Annotated in this window: 17 protein-coding genes; 15 read left to right on the top strand and 2 right to left on the bottom strand. The window is 62.0% G+C overall.

Going from position 1 to position 20,212, the window contains the following annotated elements; all coding sequences use genetic code 11:
- Positions 1-53: 53 nt before the first annotated feature.
- Entirely contained in the window at positions 54-962 is a 909-nt protein-coding gene (locus RG540_RS24160) for a helix-turn-helix domain-containing protein (protein WP_041364256.1), read from the bottom strand.
- A gap of 165 nt (positions 963-1,127) precedes the next feature.
- Here RG540_RS24160 and RG540_RS24155 point away from each other — a divergent pair, with 165 nt between their 5' ends.
- From RG540_RS24155 to kduI, 9 genes are all read left to right on the top strand, one after another.
- Entirely contained in the window at positions 1,128-1,301 is a 174-nt protein-coding gene (locus RG540_RS24155) for a hypothetical protein (protein ID WP_157884673.1), read from the top strand.
- A complete protein-coding gene (locus tag RG540_RS24150) occupies positions 1,298-2,182 on the top strand; it encodes a carbohydrate ABC transporter permease (protein WP_041364252.1) in 885 nt (294 codons plus the stop codon). Before RG540_RS24155 ends, RG540_RS24150 begins: the two co-directional genes overlap by 4 nt.
- Positions 2,183-2,184: 2 nt before the next feature.
- Positions 2,185-3,090, top strand: coding sequence for a carbohydrate ABC transporter permease (locus RG540_RS24145; protein ID WP_041364250.1), 906 nt, complete (start codon positions 2,185-2,187; stop codon positions 3,088-3,090).
- Between the two features lie 4 nt (positions 3,091-3,094).
- Positions 3,095-4,204: an ABC transporter ATP-binding protein gene (locus RG540_RS24140; protein ID WP_041364247.1), complete on the top strand. Its 1,110-nt coding sequence runs from the start codon at positions 3,095-3,097 to the stop codon at positions 4,202-4,204.
- Positions 4,205-4,236: 32 nt separating this feature from the next.
- The gene (locus tag RG540_RS24135) at positions 4,237-5,493 is read left to right on the top strand and encodes an ABC transporter substrate-binding protein (RefSeq protein ID WP_041364245.1); all 1,257 of its coding nucleotides are present in this window, start codon (positions 4,237-4,239) and stop codon (positions 5,491-5,493) included.
- A 4-nt stretch (positions 5,494-5,497) separates the two neighbouring features.
- On the top strand, positions 5,498-7,012 hold the full coding sequence (gene pglA / locus RG540_RS24130) for a polygalacturonase PglA (protein WP_041364242.1): 1,515 nt from the start codon (positions 5,498-5,500) through the stop codon (positions 7,010-7,012).
- Between the two features lie 6 nt (positions 7,013-7,018).
- Positions 7,019-8,164, top strand: a complete 1,146-nt coding sequence (locus tag RG540_RS24125) for a glycoside hydrolase family 88/105 protein (RefSeq protein WP_041364241.1) — start codon at positions 7,019-7,021, stop codon at positions 8,162-8,164.
- A gap of 144 nt (positions 8,165-8,308) precedes the next feature.
- The gene (locus RG540_RS24120; RefSeq protein ID WP_041364238.1) at positions 8,309-8,938 is read left to right on the top strand and encodes a class I SAM-dependent methyltransferase; all 630 of its coding nucleotides are present in this window, start codon (positions 8,309-8,311) and stop codon (positions 8,936-8,938) included.
- 154 nt (positions 8,939-9,092) lie between these two features.
- The gene (gene kduI, locus RG540_RS24115) at positions 9,093-9,941 is read left to right on the top strand and encodes a 5-dehydro-4-deoxy-D-glucuronate isomerase (RefSeq protein ID WP_041364235.1); all 849 of its coding nucleotides are present in this window, start codon (positions 9,093-9,095) and stop codon (positions 9,939-9,941) included.
- Between the two features lie 41 nt (positions 9,942-9,982).
- On the opposite strand, the gene RG540_RS24110 is transcribed toward kduI, so the two are convergent.
- A complete protein-coding gene (locus RG540_RS24110) occupies positions 9,983-11,032 on the bottom strand; it encodes a LacI family DNA-binding transcriptional regulator (protein ID WP_041364233.1) in 1,050 nt (349 codons plus the stop codon).
- A gap of 171 nt (positions 11,033-11,203) precedes the next feature.
- On the opposite strand from RG540_RS24110, the gene RG540_RS24105 reads away from it, so the two are divergent.
- The 6 genes from RG540_RS24105 (at position 11,204) to otnI (ending at position 20,144) form a co-directional block, all read left to right on the top strand.
- Positions 11,204-13,129 (top strand): ABC transporter substrate-binding protein, encoded by a 1,926-nt coding sequence (locus RG540_RS24105; protein WP_041364232.1) that lies wholly within the window; start codon positions 11,204-11,206, stop codon positions 13,127-13,129.
- 88 nt (positions 13,130-13,217) lie between these two features.
- Positions 13,218-15,326: an alpha-amylase family protein gene (locus RG540_RS24100; RefSeq protein ID WP_041364230.1), complete on the top strand. Its 2,109-nt coding sequence runs from the start codon at positions 13,218-13,220 to the stop codon at positions 15,324-15,326.
- A 109-nt stretch (positions 15,327-15,435) separates the two neighbouring features.
- On the top strand, positions 15,436-16,422 hold the full coding sequence (locus RG540_RS24095; RefSeq protein WP_041364227.1) for an ABC transporter permease: 987 nt from the start codon (positions 15,436-15,438) through the stop codon (positions 16,420-16,422).
- Between the two features lie 10 nt (positions 16,423-16,432).
- Complete coding sequence (locus tag RG540_RS24090) at positions 16,433-17,623, top strand: ABC transporter permease (RefSeq protein ID WP_041364225.1); 1,191 nt, start codon at positions 16,433-16,435, stop codon at positions 17,621-17,623.
- Between the two features lie 10 nt (positions 17,624-17,633).
- The gene (locus tag RG540_RS24085) at positions 17,634-19,340 is read left to right on the top strand and encodes an ABC transporter ATP-binding protein (RefSeq protein ID WP_041364224.1); all 1,707 of its coding nucleotides are present in this window, start codon (positions 17,634-17,636) and stop codon (positions 19,338-19,340) included.
- A 12-nt stretch (positions 19,341-19,352) separates the two neighbouring features.
- Positions 19,353-20,144, top strand: coding sequence for a 2-oxo-tetronate isomerase (gene otnI, locus RG540_RS24080; RefSeq protein ID WP_041364223.1), 792 nt, complete (start codon positions 19,353-19,355; stop codon positions 20,142-20,144).
- Positions 20,145-20,212: the final 68 nt, after the last annotated feature.

Below are 20,212 nucleotides of genomic sequence, written 5' to 3'. Positions count from 1 at the left end.
TCGCAATCGATCGTCAAACTTTCGCAGATGACTGATTTATGTTTGGGCCATCGTCAGCGCGTCAGCGGATAGATCAGCTGCCCATCCTCTTCGCCTCGGGGAAATGCACCCTCGCGGCTTCGCTTTTCGGACTGCTGGTAGCCCTGCGGGCTGATGCCGATATAGCGCTTGAACATGCGGGAGAAATAATAGGCGTCCGTATAACCGGAAAGCTCGGCGGCGCGCTTCACCGTGCAGCCGCCTGCCATCAGGCCCATGGCCCGCTCCATCCGCTTGAATTCCTGGAACTTGTCGGGTGTCCAGCCGACCCGCTTCCTGAATTCCCGCTTGAAATAGTCCGGATTATAGGGCGCCGAATTGATCGTTCTTTCGACGATCTCCTCGCCCAGCGGATCGGCGGCGATCTGGCTCGCGGCCACCATGACCGAAAAGGACAGCGCATCCGGATTGTTGACATTGCCGACCGACTGCTCCTTCCAGCCGATATGGGCCTGCTCGATGAATTCGATCAACAGGAACATGAAAAGATGGTGCTGGAGCAGCGTCGTCGAATAGGGCGGCGCGTTGTCGTGGTAGTAGCGCGTCAGCGGCTCCATCATCTCCCACCGGGCGAGCGTGACGGCGTGTTTCAGGTTCATCTGAGCGATCAGGTCGAGCCGCCCGAAGAGATCGAGGGTAAAATGCTGGGCGATGCCGGTATAGGCCTCCATCGAGGTCGAATGGCCGGAAAACCACGTATTCGCAGGCAGGAGCATCGCCCTGCCCGGTGCCATGTCGATCGTCTCGCCCTCGACCTCGTAACGCGCCGAGCCCGTCAGGCAGATGATCAGGTCGTGCACGCTGTTCGATTTGTCGACGCCCCAGGTGTGCGAGTGCTGCATCCTTATGGTTGAACGCGTCAGCGTCAACGCCATCGCATTCATCGGAATCGCAGACAGAATGCTACCTTCGATTTTCTCCATCCTTTTCCCCGAATTCGTCGATTTGATCTCGCTGGCAAAGTGAGAATATCAGCCCGGGAGCTAAGAACTCAACACGCCTGAGACATTAATGGGAGGAAATGGCGCTTCAATTGTGGAAGCCTGATGGATCAGGCGTGTCCGCAGACCGAAGAGCCAGAGGTCGCGATGCACAATAAAGCAAGTGTCTCTTCGTTCAACATCGCCTCTATCGGCGGCGGTTCGCTCAACTGCGCGACGAACCTCACGGGCGACCTTGCCTGTGACGGAGCCGTCACCGCACATGCCGGTCGGATGCACCGCCTGCCGGAATCGCTGGCCAGACTGGGGCAGGCGGCATGAGCGGCGACAACAAGTTCCTTGGGCTTATCTATCTGTCACCCTTCATCATCGGGCTCCTGGTCTTCACGGCGCTCCCTTTCCTCGCGTCGCTCTATCTGAGCTTCACCAACTACAACCTGATGAACGAGCCGGTCTTCACCGGCCTGCAGAACTATATAAGGCTGTTCACCAACGACCGGACGTTCCGCAAGTCTCTCTGGGTGACGCTGGTCTACGTGTTCACCACGGTGCCGCTGAAGCTCGTCTTCGCGCTCTTCATGGCGGTGATCCTCAATTACAAGCTGAAATTCATCAACGTCTTCAGGACGGCCTATTACGTGCCCTCGATCCTCGGCGGTTCGATCGCCATCGCCGTCCTGTGGCGCTACATCTTCGCCGATGTCGGCCTCGTCAACATGGGCTTGCAGCTCATCGGCTTCGAGCCGGTCAACTGGTTCGGCGATCCGACCAACGCGCTCTTCACCATCACGCTGTTGCGCCTCTGGCAGTTCGGCTCGGCCATGGTGATCTTCCTCGCGGCCCTCCAGAGCATCGACAAGACGCTCTACGAGGCGGCCTCGATCGACGGCGCCGGCAAGTGGACGAGCTTCGTCTACATCACCCTGCCGCTGATCACGCCCGTCATCTTCTTCAACCTGATCATGCAGATGGTTCAGGCCTTCCAGGAGTTCAACGGCCCCTACATCATCACCCAAGGGGGGCCTTTGAAATCCACCTATCTCCTGCCGATCTATATCTATGACGAGGCCTTCAAGCGCTTCGACATGGGGTATGCCTCGGCGATCGCCTGGGTCCTGTTCCTGATCATCATGGCCCTCACTCTCATCGCCTTCTGGTCTTCGCGCCACTGGGTCTATTACGCCGGCGACAAGAGGAGCTGACCATGACCGATCACATCCTCTCCAATTCTCCAGCAGCCCGCGACATCGACGTCGTCCGCAGCCGCGAAACACGCCGCCACCGCTTCAATGCCGTGCTGCGTTACGCCCTGCTGACCCTGGTCGGGCTCTTGATGCTCTATCCGCTGATCTGGCTGATCGGCGCATCGTTCAAGACCAATTCGGAGATCTTCTCCAATCCCGGCTTCTGGCCGGAACACCCGACGCTCGATGGTTATATCAGGGGCTGGAAGACCTCGACGCCCTATTCCTTTGGCACGTTCTTCGTCAACACGCTGTGGATCGTCATCCCGAAGGTGATCGGCACGGCGATTTCCTGCACAGCGGTCGCCTACGGCTTTGCCCGTTTCGAGTTTCCGTTCAAGAAAGTGCTGTTTTCCGCGCTGATCGCGACGCTGCTTTTGCCGAACGTGGTCACCCGCATTCCGCAATACCTGATCTTCCGCGATCTCGGCTGGCTCGACAGCTACCTGCCGCTCTGGGTGCCTTCGGCGCTGGCGGGTGATGCCTTCTTCGTCTTCATGCTGGTGCAGTTCCTGCGCGCCATCCCGCGCGACATGGAGGAGGCTGCCCGCGTCGACGGAGCCAATACCATCCAGACGCTGGTCTTCATCGTCGTGCCTTTGCTGATGCCGGCGTTGATCTCGGTCTGCCTGTTCCAGTTCATGTGGACGATGAACGACTTCCTCGGCCCGCTGATCTACATCTCTTCGGTCGAAAAATACCCGATCTCGCTGGCGCTGAAACTGTCGATCGACACGACCGAAGCCTTCGAATGGAACCGGGTTCTGGCGATGTCGGTGCTGTCGCTGGCGCCGGCGCTCGCGGTCTTCTTCCTCGCCCAGAAATATTTCATCGACGGCATCTCCTCCGGCGGGATCAAAGGATAGTCACATGGCGCGTCTTCAGCTGAGAAACCTCGAAAAAGACTATGGCACCTTCCGCGCCGTGCATGGCATCAATCTCGATGTCGAGGACGGCGAGTTCATGGTGCTGGTCGGCCCCTCCGGCTGCGCCAAGTCCACCACGCTCCGGATGATCGCCGGGCTGGAACGGATCACCGGCGGCGAGATCCGCATCGGCGGCGAACTGGTCAACGACAAGACGCCGGGCGACCGCGGCATTTCCATGGTCTTCCAGAACTACGCGCTCTATCCGCATATGAAGGTGCGCAAGAACCTCTCCTTCAGCATGCGGCTGAAGCGCCGTCCCAGTGCCGAGATCGAGCAGGCGACGAACCATGTCGCCGGCCTGCTGGAGATCGCCCCCTTGCTCGACCGGCTGCCAAAACAGCTGTCCGGCGGCCAGGCGCAGCGCGTCGCGGTCGGCCGGGCTCTGATCAAGAAACCGCAGGTCTTCCTGTTCGACGAACCGCTCTCCAATCTCGATGCCAAGCTGCGCGCCTCGATGCGCGTTCGCATCACCGACCTGCACAAGCGGCTGAAGGCGGAAAACCAGCAGGCGACCGTCATCTACGTCACCCACGACCAGACCGAGGCCATGACCATGGGCGACCGGATCTGCGTCATGAAGGACGGCCACATCATGCAGGTCGCCGACCCGGTGACGCTCTACAGCCGCCCGGCCAACACCTTCGTCGCCGGCTTCATCGGCAGTCCGGAAATGAATTTCCTCGACGGCACGTTCGAGGGCGACAACAGCGTGCGGGCGGCGGAACAGCTGATCACGCTCGGCGACGAGTTCACCAAACGGATTTCCGGACGCAGCGAGCACGTCACGCTCGGCATCCGCCCGCAGCATCTGCGCATCGCCGCGGCTGAAACGCCCGGCACCATCAAGGGCAAGCTTACCCATATCGAGTTCATGGGCCACGAAGTCTACCTCTATGTCGACATCGGCCCGAAACGCCTCATCGCCGTCGTGCCGTCCGCGTCCTACGACCGCGGCGCGCTTCGCGACGACTGGGTCTGGCTCTGCGCCGACCCGAAGGGCGTCCATCTGTTCGACCGCCAGTCCGGGGAAAACATCAGCCTGGCGATTTGAAACTTCATCGTTCCAACTTGGGAGGAGCCAAAATGAGAACCATGTTCATGACGGCGGCTTTGTTTGCCGCCACCAGCCTTTCGACCGCATTCGCTTCGGATCTGCGCATGTCCTGGTGGGGCAGCGACGACCGCCATATCGCAACCCAGGAGGCCCTGAAACTTTGCGGCGCCAAGTTCGGCCACACGATAGCGCCTGAATTCACCGGCTTTCAGGGGCACCAGGAAAAGATCGCCACCCAGCTCGCCGGCCGCACCGAGGCCGACATCATGCAGGTGAACTGGCCCTGGCTGCCGCTGTTCACCAAGAACGGCGACGGCTTTGCCGATCTCAACCAGTACAAGGACATCATCGACCTCAGCCAGTGGTCGAAGCCGGACCTCGACAGCGGCACCGTCAAGGGCAAGCTGAACGGCATTTCCGTCTCCACCACCGGCCGGGTCTTCATGTTCAACAAGACCACCTATGACAAGGCCGGCATCCCGATCCCGAAGACCTGGGAGGAGCTGATCGCCGCGGCGCCGAAGATGAAGGAAAAGCTCGGCAAGGAGTTTTATCCCTTTGAAGGTGCCGCCCTCGACGCCCGCCTGATGGTGATCCTGCGCACCACCCAGAAGACCGGCAAGGACCTGATCGACCCGGCCACCAACAAGGTCGCCTGGAGCGAAGCCGAACTCGTCGAAGGACTGGAATTCTACAAGACGCTGGTCGACAAGGGCGTCATCGAGAGCTGGAAACAGGTCGCGGCCGGCGGCAACACGCCGCTGCATGAAAACCAGAAATGGGCCAAGGGCCAGATTGCGGGCACCTATCAGTGGGATAGCACCTACGGCAAGATCGCAACGCCGATGGAAAAAGGCCAGGAGCTCGTGCCCGTCAAGCTGTTGACGATCGAGGGCGCCAAGACCGACGGCGTCTATCGCAAGCCCTCCATGCTGTTTTCGATCTCCAGGAACAGCAAGGACCCGAAGGGCGCGGCCCAGGTGCTCAACTGCCTGCTCAACGATCCGGCAGCGGTCAAGATCATGGGCGCCACGCGCGGCATTCCCTCCAGCAAGATAGCGCTCGATACGCTGACCAAGGAGGGCAAGATCAAGCCAGTGCAGATCGAAGCCTACAAGCGGGTGATGGAGCCGACCAGCCCCGGCGTCTCGCCGCTCAACGAGCATCCGCGGGTCACCGAAGTCTTCGACACCAATTTCGAAGCCTTCGCCTACGGCCAGCAATCCTCCAAGGATGCCGCGACCGAGATCATCGCTGGCATCAACCAGGCGCTGACGGGGATCTGAGGACGTGACGGACGTCGCCATCGAACTCCTGATCACCGGCCCCCGCAGCGCGACCTTCCGCGTCGATGCCGAAAGGCATCTCCACATGCGCGAGGAAGCGCTTGCCTGGCAGGTCCAGAGGCTCGATGGCGCGTTGGCGGCCGAGGGGACGACGTCGAAGGTCGTCTTCACGGTCGCTTCCCTTGAGCCGGGAGCTGCCTATCACCTGCATGCAGGCGAAGCCCGGCTCGAATTTACCACACCGCAGGAAACGGCCCTGATCGACATCCGCGATTTTGGCGCCTCGACCGACGCACTGGACAATGCGCCGACAATCCAACGGGCCATCGCGGAGCTCGCTCCCGGAGGCACGCTGAGAATACCGGCCGGGCGCTGGCTGAGCGGTCCGATCTTCCTCAAGAGCAGCATGACTCTGTTCGTCGAGGACGGCGCGGAGTTCGCGGCAATCGCGAGCAGGCAAGACTTCCCGATCCTGCCGGCGCGCCATGCGGATGGCCGCATTCTCGGCACTTGGGAGGGCGTGGCAGAGGCCTGTTACGCCAGCCTGATCAACGCGATCGATTGCCACGACGTGCATCTTGCGGGCACCGGCATTATCGACGGCGGCGGTGATTGCGGCGACTGGTGGTCATGGCCGAAGGAGACCCGCCAGGGCGCCAGGCGCCCCCGCACCGTCTTCCTTTCGGCCTGCGAAAACGTCACGCTTTCCGGCCTCACGATCCGCAACTCGCCGTCATGGACGGTTCATCCGGTCCTCTGCAACGGGCTCATCGCGGCGGATCTCATCATCGAGAACGATCCGGATTCCCCGAATACCGACGGATTCAACCCTGAAAGCAGCTCCGATATCCATCTTGTCGGCCTGCACATCTCGGTCGGCGACGATTGCATCGCGCTGAAGGCCGGCAAACGCAGCCCGCTCGGCGGACCCGACCGCCCGACCGAGCATGTGCTCGTCGAGAACTGCCTGATGGAACGCGGCCACGGTGCGGTCGTCATCGGCAGCGAAATGAGCGCGGGCATCAGCGACATCGCCATCCGGAACTGCCACTTCAGGGGTACCGACCGCGGGCTGCGCATCAAGACGCGCCGGGGGCGTGGCGGCACGGTCGCCGACATCCGGCTCACCGACAGCCTGATGGAGGACGTGGCGACCCCGGTCGCCGTCAATTCCTTCTACTTCTGCGATGCCGACGGCCGGTCCGATTACGTCCAGTCCCGGTCGCCGCTGCCGGTCTCCACGGAAACGCCCAGCATCAGCTCGATCACGGTGAAGAACGTCACCGTTTCAGGCGCGCGAACGGCCGCCGCCGTCTTCTACGGACTGCCGGAGGCGGCAATCCGGGATATTGCCTTTGAAAACTACACCGTCTCCTTCGCGCCGGATGCCGAGGCCGAAGTGCCGGAAATGGCCTCTCTCCTCCTGCCGCTCCGGCACGCCGGAATCGTTGCGGAAAACGCCGTTTTCAGCCGCCTTGCGCGACTTTCTCCGGTTTCGATTCACCCAGCTCAAGACTGAAATCCGATGCTTCAGGACTATTTCGAGACCTATGTACGCGATTATGAATATTACAAAGGCGGCGCCTGGTGTTACGAGGACGGCTGCCTCTATCGCGGCCTGATCGCGCTTTACGAGGCGACCGGCCAACGGTCGTGGCTCGATCACCTCATCCGGCTGGTGAGCGGCCAGATCGATGCACAGGGCCGGCTTGTCGGCTACGAGATCGACGAGTTCAACATCGACAACATCCTGCCCGGCCGGGCCCTCGTCTTTCTCCATCGGCTGACGGGAGAGCGCCGCTGGCTCGACGCCGCCGCCCCGCTGGCGCGGCAACTCGAAACGCATCCGCGCACCGGCAGCGACGTTTATTGGCACAAGCTGCGTTACCCGCATCAGATCTGGCTGGACGGGCTCTACATGGCGCTGCCCTTCAAGGTCGAATATGCCCGTGCTGCTTCCGAGCCCCAGATGGTCGAGGAGGCGCTTCGGCAGTTCACCACGGCACTCGACCTCACCTATGACCGGCAGGCGGAGCTTTATCGCCACGGTTACGACGAGGCCCGGCAACAGGCTTGGGCGGATGCCGAAAGCGGCCTTTCGCCGGCCCATTGGGCAAGATCGATCGGCTGGCTGGCGATGGCCTTCGTGGACATCATCGAAAACCTGCCCGCCGGCGCTACGCGGCGGGAGCTGAACGACCGCGCCACGGCGCTGGCGTCCCGGATCATTGCCCTTCGCACGGCGGATCACCGCTGGCTGCAGGTCATCGACCGGCCGGATGAGGCCCAGAACTACCCGGAAAGCTCGGCAACGGCGATGTTCTCCTATTTCCTCCAGAAGCTCGCGCGGCTCGGCGGGCCGGCCGGTGTTTCCGAGGCCGGTAGAGCGAGCCTGCAATCGCTCGTCGGACATGAAATGCGCCAGGATGCGGATGGACGGTTGAGGCTCCATAACATCTGTTGCGTCGCAGGTCTCGGAGGCTTCAACGGCCGCTATCGCGACGGCACCGTCGGCTATTACCTCTCCGAGGAAATCCGTGCCGACGACATCAAGGGTGTCGGACCGATGATGATGGCCTATGCGGAAACGCTGCTGGACACGCAATCGATGATGTCCCAGTCTGCGCAGCCGGAGGGTCGGGCCGAGCTCAGCGCCGCCGCCAAGCAATAGCAGCGCTGGGTAGTGTCTCGGACCGAACTTCTGTTATGGGTGGGAAGCAAAACGCCCGCGTTGTCACCAACTGCCGAAAGCGTGAAGCGCGCAACGGGCTCTCGCTCATTGTGGGAGTCTTTGTCTCGAGGGAGGAGCGCTACGATGAGCACCGACAGGGACACTGTGCGGTCCTATGATACGGTTGCGGCGGAGTACGCTGCTGAAGCCGCGGCGATGCCCGAGTGGGTCGCGACAGAGATCGATGCGTTCGTGACCGTGCTGGGTGGCTCGGGGAGGGTACTGGAGATCGGAAGCGGCGGCGGGCGAGATGCACTTGAGCTTGAGAAGCGGGGGATTAGCGTCCGGCGCACCGACATTTCGAAGGGTTTCGTCGAACTGCTTCGCGAGAGTGGCTTCGAGGCCGACCTGTTGGACCCGCTGACCGAAGACCTGGCCGACCCGCAGCGTCCCACCACGTCGTATGACGGCATCTGGGCCTGTGCCTGCCTGATTCACGTCGCACGCGAAGATTTCGGCACGGTGCTTGGACGGCTTGCCGAGGCGACCCGGACCGGTGGCCGGCTGCACGCCTCGGTTAGAGAGGGTGATGGCGAGGATGTGTCCACACACGGCAGCGCTGGAGCGCCTCGGCGCTACGTCGAAACGTACTGGTGGCGCGAGCCTGCCCTGCGATCCGCACTCACAAAGGCTGGCTGGATCGTCAGCGACGTACGTCGGTGCGTCGGAAGGCCCGATGATCGGTGGCTGAGCGTTCGGGCGGTTCGGGCATGACGCAGACAGAGTTCCAGGCCCGGATAGAAGCGGCGTGCCGCGTCCGCACGGGACACCAACCCGGTTAGATCGAACTTCGGATCCGGGTCGAAAGCCGAAGTTCAAACCGAGACACTACCCAGCGCTCGCGCCGAGAAACAGGAGAAAACAGACCATGACGATCGATGTCCGGACGCGCCATGCCGTTCACTACAGCCAGTCGGAGCGCATGACGAGCGCGGAGCTGCGCGAAAATTTCGTGATCGAGGATCTCTTCGTCGCGGGGACGCTGCAGGCTGTCTATACCCACTACGACCGCATGCTGGTGGCAGGGGTCACGCCAACACAGACAAGCCTCGGCATCGGCAGCGAACTGGCGAAACTTGTCGGCGCGGATTACCTCTTGGAACGCCGCGAGCTTGGCCTCATCAATATCGGCGGATCGGGCCGCGTCATTGCCGATGGCAGGGCTTACGCGCTCCAGCCGATGGACGGGTTCTATCTCGGCATGGGAACGAAGGAGATCTTGTTCGAGAGCGACAACCCAGCTGCGCCCGCGAAATTCTATATTAACAGCGCCCCGGCGCACGCCACCTTTCCTTCGCGGATCATCAGCAGCGCCGATGCGATCGAGAACAATCTCGGCGACAGTGCCACGTCGAACAAGCGCAAGCTCTACCAGTACCTGCATCCAAAAGTGCTGCCGACCTGCCAGCTGCTGATGGGGTTAACCCGGCTGGAGACCGGCAGCGTCTGGAACACCATGCCGGCGCATCTGCATGACCGGCGGATGGAAGCCTATCTCTATTTCGAGATCCCGGAAAACGCCTTCGTCGTTCACCTGATGGGTCGGCCGGCGGTGACCAACCATCTGATCATCCGCAACGAACAGGCCGTGCTCTCGCCGCCCTGGTCGATCCATTGCGGCGCCGGCACCGGCGCCTACGCCTTCATCTGGAGCATGGCCGGTGACAACCAGTCTTTCACCGACATGGACATGGTGGATATGAAGAGCCTCAAATAGGGCCTCAAAGTCGTTCGCTACCAGAGCACCGATCTGCTCCGTTAGACGGACACAATGCGCGGCTCCTGCCGAGGTGCCGCGCGATCGTTTGGATGGGCCGGGTCCTTGCATGGCCCGGTGGAGCGGCGCTCGATGATCCTAGATGCGACCTGGACCCTGCGGGCGGGGGTTCCGGGCTGGCGCGGGTTCTCGATCCGCTCGAGCAGGAGCCGCAGGCCGACGGCTCCGCATTCCTGGCCTTCCATACGCACCGTCGTCAGCGCCGGCGAGATCTGCTTTGCCGGCGAAAAATCGCCAAAACCGACCACCGAGACATCGTCGGGAATGCGATAGCCCTGGCCCAGGAGTTCGGAAACGACGGTGAGCGCCAAGCCGTCATGCGCGCAGAAGAAGGCGGTCGGTCGAGCGCCTTCTTCCTTCAGTGCGCGATAGGTTTCTGCAAAACCGTTCTCCTCCTCAAACTGCAGGACATGCAACGTGACATCCGGGTGACGCTCGGCGATTTCGCGCGCGCCATAAAAGCGCTCGCGGCGGCCGCGATAACCGGGTGTGCCATGGACATAGGCGATGGAACGGTGACCGAGGTCTACCAGGTATTGGATCACCGCCTGCCCTGACTCGTGATCGGTGCCGGAGACCTGATCGGCATCCTCGAGCGGATCGACCCAGCCGAACCGGATGATCGGAGTGCCGGTCGTCGTCGCGGCACGGATCGCCTCGCGGTCGTGCGGTCCGACCAGCAACAGCCCGGCGCAGGTGCGCGCCAGTTCTTCAAGCTGCCCCTGGCTGTGGGTCCACAACATCCTGAGAGCCATGCCGAGCCTGTGCGCCTCTGCCTGAACCCCGTTCTGGATCTGCATGTGCAGCTCGCTATTGACCGGATCGATGTCGTGAAACACCACCGCGATGTCGCCCGGCGTGGTCTGGCTGGCGGGCTTGCTATAGCCGAGACGCAGGGCTGTTTCGCGGATCCGCTCGCGGGTTTCCTCGCTGACGCCGCTCTTGCCCGATAACGATCTGGACACCGCATATTTCGAAAGGCCGACCTCGCGCGCGATGGTCTGTAAGGTAACCCGCCCCCTGCTCTTCATAACCCATCCCCCTGCAGCTACCGCGTGGCTACACTGCCGCACTGCAAAACGCAATTTTGCCAAACAACGCTACATAACACTTTACCTAACAGTATTCTAATGCAAACTTTTCGTTATCCACGCCCAAGGGAAATAATAGGTAACGGCGGGGACTGTGTGGAGGAGACACTCATGATCAAGCTGAAACGTCGCGCGTTTCTGGCCGGGACTTCGGCCGTTTTGATTTTGCCGGCCCTGCCGGCCTTAGCCGTCGACTACAAGGAAGCAGGCCTCTTGAAGGACAAGGTCGCCAGCGGCGCCCTTCCCCCTGTCAAGGATCGGCTGCCCGCCAACCCGCTTGTCATCAAGCCTGTCGAAAGCGTCGGGAAATACGGAGGCGACTGGAAGCTGGCGCTGGTCGGCGGCGGTTCGCTCTCGATGCTGTTCCGTTACCAGGCCTATGAACCGCTGCTGCGTTATACGCCGGACTGGTCGGGCGTGACGCTGAATGTCGCGGAAGCCTTCGATGGCAATGCGGACTCGACCGTCTACACCGTCCGCCTGCGCAAGGGCATGAAGTGGTCTGATGGACATCCCTACACCACCGCCGACGTCAAATTTTGGTACGATACCGTACTGACCGACAAGCGCGTCGCCGTCACCAGCCAGGGCCACTGGAAAACCGCCGGCAAGCCCGCCAAGCTGGAAGTGGTCGACGAGCAGACCTTCAAGGTCATCTTTGAGAAACCTAACGGTATGTTCCCGCTGCAGGTCGCATGGTCCAACTTGGACCACACCACCCGCTGCCCCAAACATTATCTCGAACAGTTCCATATCGACTACAATCCGAAAGCGGACGAGCTTGCCAAGCAGCGCGGTTTCCAGAGCTGGATCGCCGCATTCCAGTCTGCCTCCGGCTTCCAGGACGACAACGCCTTCTTCCTCAATTCGTCGAAGAAGCCCTGCCTCAATGCCTGGATGTTCACGATCGCGCCGGGCGAAAACACCGAGCGCGTGGTGGCCGAGCGCAATCCCTACTATTGGAAGGTCGATACCGAGGGCAACCAGCTGCCTTACATGGACCGCATCGTCTACCAGATGGTCGCCGATCCGCAGGTGCTGCTGTTGAAATGCATGCAGGGCGAAATCGACCTGATGGACCAGTATATCGCCACCCCGAACAACAAGTCGGTTCTCTACGACGCGCGCAAGCAGGGCGGCTATGACTTCTACACGCTGACCTCCACCGAGGCCAACGTGATGAACTTCATCTTCAACCTGAACCACAATGACGAGACGAAGCGAAAGCTCTTCCGCAACAAGAAGTTCCGCGCGGCCCTGTCGACGGCGCTCGATCGCCAGACGCTGATCGACGCGGTGCTGGTCGGCCAGGGCGCCCCCGCCCAGCCGTCGATCAAGGAAGGCGATCCGCTCTACAACGAGGTGCTTGCCAAGCAGTTCACCGAATACAGCGTCGACAAGGCCAATGCCATGCTCGACGAGCTGATCCCCAAGCGCGACAGCCAGAATTTCCGTCTCGACGAGAAGGGCCGGCGGCTGACGATCATCTTCGAGATCGACCAGGCGCGCCCGATCTTCCTCGACCTCTTCCAGCTGGTCATCCCGATGTTCCAGGCGGTCGGCATCGATGCGCAGATGCGCACCATGGACCGTTCCCTCTGGGAAACCCGCGTTCGCCAGGGTCGCGACTTCGATGCCACCGCGCACCAGTTCGGCGCCAATGGCGGCGTCGCGGCGATGCTCGATCCACGCTACTACGTGCCGACCGATAGCAACGCGATGTATGCCCCGGCCTGGCAGCTCTGGTATCTCGATCCGAAGAACGCCAATGCCGAGGAACCGCCGGAAGACACCAAGAAGCAGCTTGCGCTCTACGACAAGCTGAAGGCGACCTCGGACCAGGCGGGCCAGCGCGAGATCATGAAACAGCTCCTGCAGGGAGCTGCGGAAACCTTCTACGTGTTCGGCATTTCGCAGCCGCCGGACGGCTATGGCATCGTCAAGAACAACATGAAGAACATCACCAAGACCATGCCGAATTCGTTCGGCTGGCCGACCCCTGCCCCGACCATGCCGGAGCAGTTCTACAAGGTCTGATGGCCTCGCAAACTCCGATGTTTTCCGGGCGCCGGTCTCGACCGGCCGGCGCCGAGGGCACCCCTTTTTCCGATGATTGGATGCTATCATGCTTGAGGCGAGACGACAGAACACCGACACCTTGCGAACACCGGGCTGGTTCAGGACCGCGACGCGCTGGACCCAGCTGACCTTCGTTGAGGACGATCCGGACAAATACGACCCCGCCTTCTGGATCGACGTCTTCAAGCGCACGAAATCCAACGCAGTCTGCCTCAGCGCCGGCGGTTACATCGCCTACTATCCAAGCAAGGTCCCTTATCACTACGTCAGCCAGTATCTGGGCGACAAGGACATCTTCGGGGCGCTGGTCGATGCGGCCCGCAAGCTCGACATGCATGTCATGGCCCGCGTCGATCCGCATGCCATCCACGACGATGCGGCCAAGGCCCATCCGGAATGGGTGATGATCAATGCCGACGGCACGCCGCGCCGCCACTGGGCCTATCCGGATGTCTGGGTCGCCAATGCCTATGGCGACTACAATTCGGTGTTCATGCCGGAGGTGGTGAAGGAGATCGTCCGCGAATACGATATCGACGCGATCTTCGCCAATCGCTGGCAGGGCCACGGCGTCGACTATAGCGAAGACAGTGCCCGCCGTTTCAAGGACATGTCCGGCTACGCCCTGCCCAGGAAGGCGGATGCCGAAGACCCCGCCTGGCAGGCATGGCTGCAATGGCGCCGCCGCGTACTGACCGATATGATCGCCCAGTGGGACGACGCGGTCAAAGCGATCCGCCCGCATGCGAGCTTCATCCCCAACATGAGCGGCGCGTCGCTGATGGAGTTCGATCTCTCCGTCATCACCAAACATTGCCCCTTCCTCGTCGTCGACCACCAGGGTCGCAAGGGGCTGGAGCTCGGCTGGTCGGCCGGCCGCAACGGCAAGCGCATCCGCGCCACCTTCGCCGATCGCCCCGTGGTGCTGATCACCTCGATCGGTCCGGAGGAGGAGTATCGCTGGAAGGATGCGGTGACCTCCGGCGAGGAAATGCAGCTGTGGATCAACAACGGCACGGCCCACGGGCTTTTCGCCTGGTTCACGAAATTCAACGGCGTGGTGCCCGACAAGCGCTGGGTGGATCCGGTCGCCGAGGCTTTCGTGCTGCAGTCGGCCGTCGAGCCGGTGCTTGAAAGCATGACGCCGACCGCGGAAATCGCCGTGATCGACCCGTCGACGACCTTGCGCCATTGGGCACCGGAAGAACGTCACGCGGCAGAGAAACACGACCTTGGCGTCTACCACGCGCTGGTCGAGGCACGCCTGCCCTTCGAGCTGCTGTCCGATCAGGTGCTCACCAGGGATAATCTCGACCGCTTCAAGGTGATCATCCTTGCCAATGCCTCCTGCCTTTCGGATGCGCAGAATGAGGCGATCCGCGCCTATGTGGCGCGCGGCGGTAGCGTCGTTGCCTCCTACGAGACCTCGCTTCGCGACGAATTCGGCAAGACGCGGCCCGAATTCGGCCTCTCGGATGTGCTCGGGGCGAAATTCGTCTCCGGGCCGCGGGGCATCGTCAAGAACACCTATGTGGCGCTGTCCGGCGACCACCCGGTCAACAAGGGTTTTGATGGCGCCGAGCGGATCATGGGCGGCACAAGGCTGATCCATGTCGAGCCGGCTGCGGGCGCTCAGACACCCTTCCTTTACGTGCCCGACTTCCCGGATCTGCCGATGGAGGAAGTCTATCCGCGTAAAGACCCGGAAGGGGCGGCCGTCGTCGCCCGCGAAACCGGAAGGGGCGGCCGCACGGTCTATATTCCCTGGAATATCGGCGAAATCTTCTGGGAAGTGTTTGCCGTCGATCACGCCCGTCTTCTGTCCAACGCCGTCCACTGGGCGCTCGGCAAGACCCCGCGCATCACCGTCAAAGGCCCGGGCGTCATCGACCTCGCGCTCAGGGAAAATGCAGAAGGTATCGCCCTTAGCCTCTTCAACCTCACCAACCCGATGATGATGAAAGGGCCGATACGCGAAAATTACCCCCTGGCGGCCCAGACCGTTTCGGTGGAAGTTCCAGAAGGCAAGGCGGTGGCGAAAGCCTGGCTCGTGGTTGCAGACCGGGCGGCAAGCTTCAGCGTGAAGGATGGACGCGCAGAAGTGGAGGTGCCGGGAATAGAGCGGCTGGAGGTACTGCATCTCACCTGGAAATAGGGTGGGAGACTAAAATGGAGGAGCGTTGCCGGCCTCAAAGGGCCGGTAGCGGATGGAGATCCGAAGGTGGCGCCTGCGCGGCGTCTTCAACGGGAGGAGAACTATTCCGATGCTTGGCTACATCTTCAAGCGCGTGCTCTACATGATCCCGACCCTGTTCGGCATGTCGCTGATATCGTTCCTGATCATCCAGCTGCCGCCGGGCGACTACCTGACGTCGATGATCGCGACGATGAGCGACAGCGGCCAGGCGGTCGATCCGGCCCAGATCGAGCGGCTGAAGGAAATCTACGGCTTCGACGACCCCTTCTACATCCAGTATCTCAAATGGATCTGGGGCATCGTCAGCCGCGGCGACTTCGGCTACTCGTTCGAATGGAACCAACCCGTCTCCGGCCTGATCTGGGGCCGGATGGGTTCGACGCTGGTCATCTCGCTTTTGAGCCTGCTGTTCGTGTGGATCGTCGCACTGCCGATCGGCATCTATTCCGCCGTCCGCCGCCATTCGATCAGCGACCACGTCTTCACATTCTTCGGCTTCATCGGGCTTGCCGTGCCGAACTTCATCCTGGCGCTGGTGCTGATGTATTTCGCCTACCGCTATCTCGGCCAGAGCGTCGGCGGCCTCAACTCTCCCGAATTTGCCGAGGCCCCCTGGAGCCTTGCCAAGATCGGCGATTTCCTCGCCCATCTGTGGATCCCGATCATCATCATCGGCGCCTCGGGAACGGCGGCGCTGATCCGCATCCTGCGCGCCAACCTGACCGACGAACTGCACAAGCCCTATGTGATCACCGCCCGCGCCAAGGGCCTGCCGGAATACAAGGTCATCCTCAAATATCCGGTGCGGATCGCCCTCAACCCGTTCGTCTCGGCGATCGGCTGGGTGCTGCCGCATCTGGTCTCCGGCGTGACGATCACCGCCATCGTGCTCAACCTGCCGACCGCCGGCCCGCTGCTATTCAGGGCACTGGTGTCGCAGGACATGTATCTCGCCGGCAGTTTCATCCTGCTTTTGAGTGCCCTCACCCTTGTCGGCATGCTGCTATCGGATCTGCTGCTGGCGCTGCTCGATCCGCGCATCCGGTTCAATTGAGGGAGGCGGCATGAGCACGCACGAAACATTCGGAACCTATTCCGGCCCCGTCCACACCGTCGCCGACGGCCCTTCGATCAGTCCGCTCAAAGCCGGCAAGACCGTTTCGACCGCAACCGTCGGCCCCTGGAAGCTGATCGCCGGCAAGCTGGTCCGCCAGAAGGTGGCGATGTTCGCCGGCATCGTCATCCTGATCCTTTATCTGATCGGCCTGCTTGCCGAATTCCTGGCGCCCAGCCTGCCCTCGACCTCTCGGCCGCAATATACCTATGCGCCACCGCAGGGCTTGAGCTTCTTCGTCACCAAGCCGGACGGCAGTTCGGAGTTCAATTTCCATGTGAAGGGCTACAAGGTCGAGATCGAAAAGGTGGCGCTGCGCCGAACCTTCGTCGTCGACGACACCAAGGTCGTGCCGGTCGGCCTGTTCGTCAAAGGCCCGCGCTATGAACTCTGGGGCCTGATCCCGATGGATCGCCACCTGATCGGCCCGATCAATCCGAACGACCCGATGTACCTGCTCGGCGCCGACCGCCTCGGTCGCGACGTCTTTTCGCGGCTGGTCTACGGCACGCGCATTTCCATGTCGATCGGCCTCGTCGGCGTCGTCATGTCGCTTGTGCTGGGCGTCGTGCTCGGCTCGATATCGGGCTTTTACGGCGGCTGGGTCGATACGGTGATCCAGCGCATGATCGAGGTGGTCAGCGCCATGCCGACCATCCCACTATGGCTCGGCCTTGCGGCGGCGATCCCGCTGACATGGTCACCGGTCAACGTCTATTTCGTCATCACCATCATCGTCTCGCTGCTCGGCTGGACCAGTCTTGCGCGCGAGGTGCGCGGCCGTTTCCTCGCCCTTCGCAGCGAGGATTTCGTCACTGCCGCCATGCTCGACGGATCGAGCGAGAAGCGGCTGATCTTCCGCCATATCCTGCCGTCCCTGACCAGCCATATCCTCGCCGTCGTGACGCTTGCCGTGCCGACCATGATCGTTGCCGAAACCTCGCTTTCCTTTCTCGGCATCGGCCTGAAACCGCCCGTCGTCAGCTGGGGCGTGCTGCTGCAGGACGCCCAGAACATCCGCACGGTGGCGACCGCACCATGGCTGCTGATCTGGCCCTCGCTTGCGGTGATCGTCGCCGTGCTGTCCTTCAATTTCTTCGGCGACGGCCTTCGCGATGCCGCTGACCCCTATGACAATTGAGGAGGAAACCATGACCGATCCTGCCGAAGACACCGTCCTCTCCGTCGAAAACCTCTCGATCGATTTCCGGTTGAGAACCCATATCCTGCATGCCGTCGAGAACGTCAGCTTCGAGCTGAAGCGCGGCCAGACGCTCTGCCTCGTCGGCGAGAGCGGCTCGGGCAAGAGCGTCACCGCCCGCTCGCTGCTGCAGATCGTCGACCGGCCCGGCAGCATCGTCGGCGGGCGCATCCTGCTCCGCAACGCCGGCGCGGTCACTGACATCGCCAGGCTCGATCCGGATGGCCAGACCATGCGCGCCATCCGCGGCCGCAGGATCGGTTTGATCTTCCAGGAACCGATGAGCTCGCTGTCGCCGGTCCATACGATCGGCTCGCAGATCATCGAAGCCGTGCGCCTGCACAGCGATCTCGACAAGCGCGCCGCGCGGGCGAAAACAGTCGAACTGCTGCGCCAGGTGGAAATCCCCAATCCGGAACAGATGGCCGACCGCTACACGTTCGAATTTTCCGGCGGCATGCGGCAGCGGGCGATGATTGCCATGGCGCTTGCCGGCAATCCCGATATCCTCATTGCCGACGAGCCGACCACGGCGCTGGACGTCACCACCCAGGCCGAAATCCTCGATCTGATCAAACGCCTGCAGGTAGAGCGCGGCATGGCGATGCTGCTGATCACCCACGACATGGGCATCGTCGCCGAAGTGGCGGACGACGTCGCCGTCATGCGCTTCGGCCATATCGTCGAGCGCGGCCCGGTCGATGCGATCTACCATGACGCCCAGCATCCCTATACGCGGCAGCTTCTCGCCTCGACGGTGAAGCTCACCCGCCATATCGAAGGCAGGGTGCCGGCGGTGGCCGCCTCATCGCAGCCACTGCGGCCGATCCTTTCGGTCCGCAATCTCGGCAAGACGTTCGGCTGGCACGGCAAAACCAATTCGCTGCGGGCGGTCGATGACGCCAATTTCGATCTCTATCCCGGAGAAAACCTCGGTATCGTCGGCGAAAGCGGCTCGGGCAAGACGACGCTCGGCCGGTTGATCCTGCGCACCGTCGAGCCGACGACGGGCAGCGTGGTCTACCGCAACAAGGATGGCCGCGAGGTCGAGGTTACCAGCTTGACCAAGAAGGAGCTTCGTGGCTTCCACCGGGAAGTCCGCCTCGTCTTCCAGGATCCCTTCGCCTCGCTCAATCCACGCATGACGGTCAAGGAAGTGATCGGCGACCCGCTGATCATCAATGGCCTCGCCAAGGGCAAGGCGCTCGAGGAACGCGTCGCCGAACTGATGCGCCTCGTCGGGCTCGATCCGATGGGCATGGAACGTTATCCGCACGCATTTTCCGGCGGCCAGCGGCAACGCATCGGCATTGCCCGGGCGCTGGCGCTCGATCCACGCATCATCATCGCCGACGAGGCGACCTCGGCGCTCGACGTGTCGATCCGCAGCCAGATCCTCGACCTGCTGCTGGATATCCGCCAACGGCTGAACCTCAGCTTCATCTTCATCTCGCACGACATTTCGGTGGTGCGTTATTTCTGCGACCGCGTTGCAGTCATGCATCGCGGCAAGATAGTGGAGCTCGGCGAGGCCGAGCAGATTTGCACCGCCCCACAGGAGGCCTATACCAAGAGCCTGATCTCCGCCGTTCCCAATCCTGATCCCCGCGACAAGCGCATGCTGCACCGGCACCGCTTCGTCGCACCCGTTCTCTAAAGGACAGTGCCAGTGCCGAAATTTTCCGCCAATCTCTCCTTCCTCTACCAGGACCTGCCCTTCCTCGATCGTTTTGCCGCGGCCGCGAAGGACGGTTTCGGCGGGCTCGAATATCTCGGCCCCTATGCCGAGCCAAAGGAAAAGGTTGTCGATGCGCTGAAGGCGAGCGGCCTCGTCCAGGCGCTCTTCAACGTGCCTTCGGGCGACTGGGCCGGCGGCGAGCGCGGCATCGCCTGCCTGCCGGACCGCGTCCAGGAATTCCGCGACGGCGTCGCTCTGGCGCTCGACTATGCCAAGGCGCTCGGCTGCGGCCAAGTCAACGTCATCTCCGGCCTCGTGGCGAAGGGTGCCGATGTCGATGCTCTGGAAAAGGTACTGGTCGACAACCTGAAATATGCCGCACCGCGCTGTGCCGATGCCGGCGTCAGGCTACTGATCGAGCCGATCAACCTGCGCGACATTCCCGGCTTCTTCCTATCGACGACCGATCATGCGGAACGCGTCCTCGACAAGGTCGGCTCCGACAATCTCTACATCCAGTACGATTTCTACCACATGCAGGTCATGCAGGGCGACCTGATCCCGACTTTCACCCGCCTGAAGGAGAGGATCGCCCATGTGCAGATCGCCGACAATCCCGGCCGCAACGAGCCCGGCACCGGCGAGATCAACTACGATTTCATACTCCGCGAACTGGACCGCCTCGGTTACGACGGCTGGGTTGGCTGCGAATACAGGTCAAAGGCCGGCACCAGCGAAGGTCTCGGCTGGATGAAGCCCCATCTCGGCGGAGGGCCACGCTAAGATCAACGCTTTTCGGAACTAACCGGACACCATCGACGCCACTTCCAGACCGGAGCCCTTCTCCGGAA

Source organism: Neorhizobium galegae bv. orientalis str. HAMBI 540 (assembly GCF_000731315.1).
GTDB lineage: Bacteria > Pseudomonadota > Alphaproteobacteria > Rhizobiales > Rhizobiaceae > Neorhizobium > Neorhizobium galegae.
Note: the sequence above shows the minus strand (reverse complement) of the source record. Positions and strands in the feature narration are given on the sequence as shown.

Coding starts and splice junctions, on each gene's coding strand:
- RG540_RS24160 (WP_041364256.1), bottom strand. CDS start 962: ATGGAGAAAATCGAAGGTAGCATTCTGTCTGCGATTCCGATGAATGCG.
- RG540_RS24155 (WP_157884673.1), top strand. CDS start 1,128: ATGCACAATAAAGCAAGTGTCTCTTCGTTCAACATCGCCTCTATCGGC.
- RG540_RS24150 (WP_041364252.1), top strand. CDS start 1,298: ATGAGCGGCGACAACAAGTTCCTTGGGCTTATCTATCTGTCACCCTTC.
- RG540_RS24145 (WP_041364250.1), top strand. CDS start 2,185: ATGACCGATCACATCCTCTCCAATTCTCCAGCAGCCCGCGACATCGAC.
- RG540_RS24140 (WP_041364247.1), top strand. CDS start 3,095: ATGGCGCGTCTTCAGCTGAGAAACCTCGAAAAAGACTATGGCACCTTC.
- RG540_RS24135 (WP_041364245.1), top strand. CDS start 4,237: ATGAGAACCATGTTCATGACGGCGGCTTTGTTTGCCGCCACCAGCCTT.
- RG540_RS24125 (WP_041364241.1), top strand. CDS start 7,019: ATGCTTCAGGACTATTTCGAGACCTATGTACGCGATTATGAATATTAC.
- RG540_RS24120 (WP_041364238.1), top strand. CDS start 8,309: ATGAGCACCGACAGGGACACTGTGCGGTCCTATGATACGGTTGCGGCG.
- kduI (WP_041364235.1), top strand. CDS start 9,093: ATGACGATCGATGTCCGGACGCGCCATGCCGTTCACTACAGCCAGTCG.
- RG540_RS24110 (WP_041364233.1), bottom strand. CDS start 11,032: ATGAAGAGCAGGGGGCGGGTTACCTTACAGACCATCGCGCGCGAGGTC.
- RG540_RS24105 (WP_041364232.1), top strand. CDS start 11,204: ATGATCAAGCTGAAACGTCGCGCGTTTCTGGCCGGGACTTCGGCCGTT.
- RG540_RS24100 (WP_041364230.1), top strand. CDS start 13,218: ATGCTTGAGGCGAGACGACAGAACACCGACACCTTGCGAACACCGGGC.
- RG540_RS24095 (WP_041364227.1), top strand. CDS start 15,436: ATGCTTGGCTACATCTTCAAGCGCGTGCTCTACATGATCCCGACCCTG.
- RG540_RS24090 (WP_041364225.1), top strand. CDS start 16,433: ATGAGCACGCACGAAACATTCGGAACCTATTCCGGCCCCGTCCACACC.
- RG540_RS24085 (WP_041364224.1), top strand. CDS start 17,634: ATGACCGATCCTGCCGAAGACACCGTCCTCTCCGTCGAAAACCTCTCG.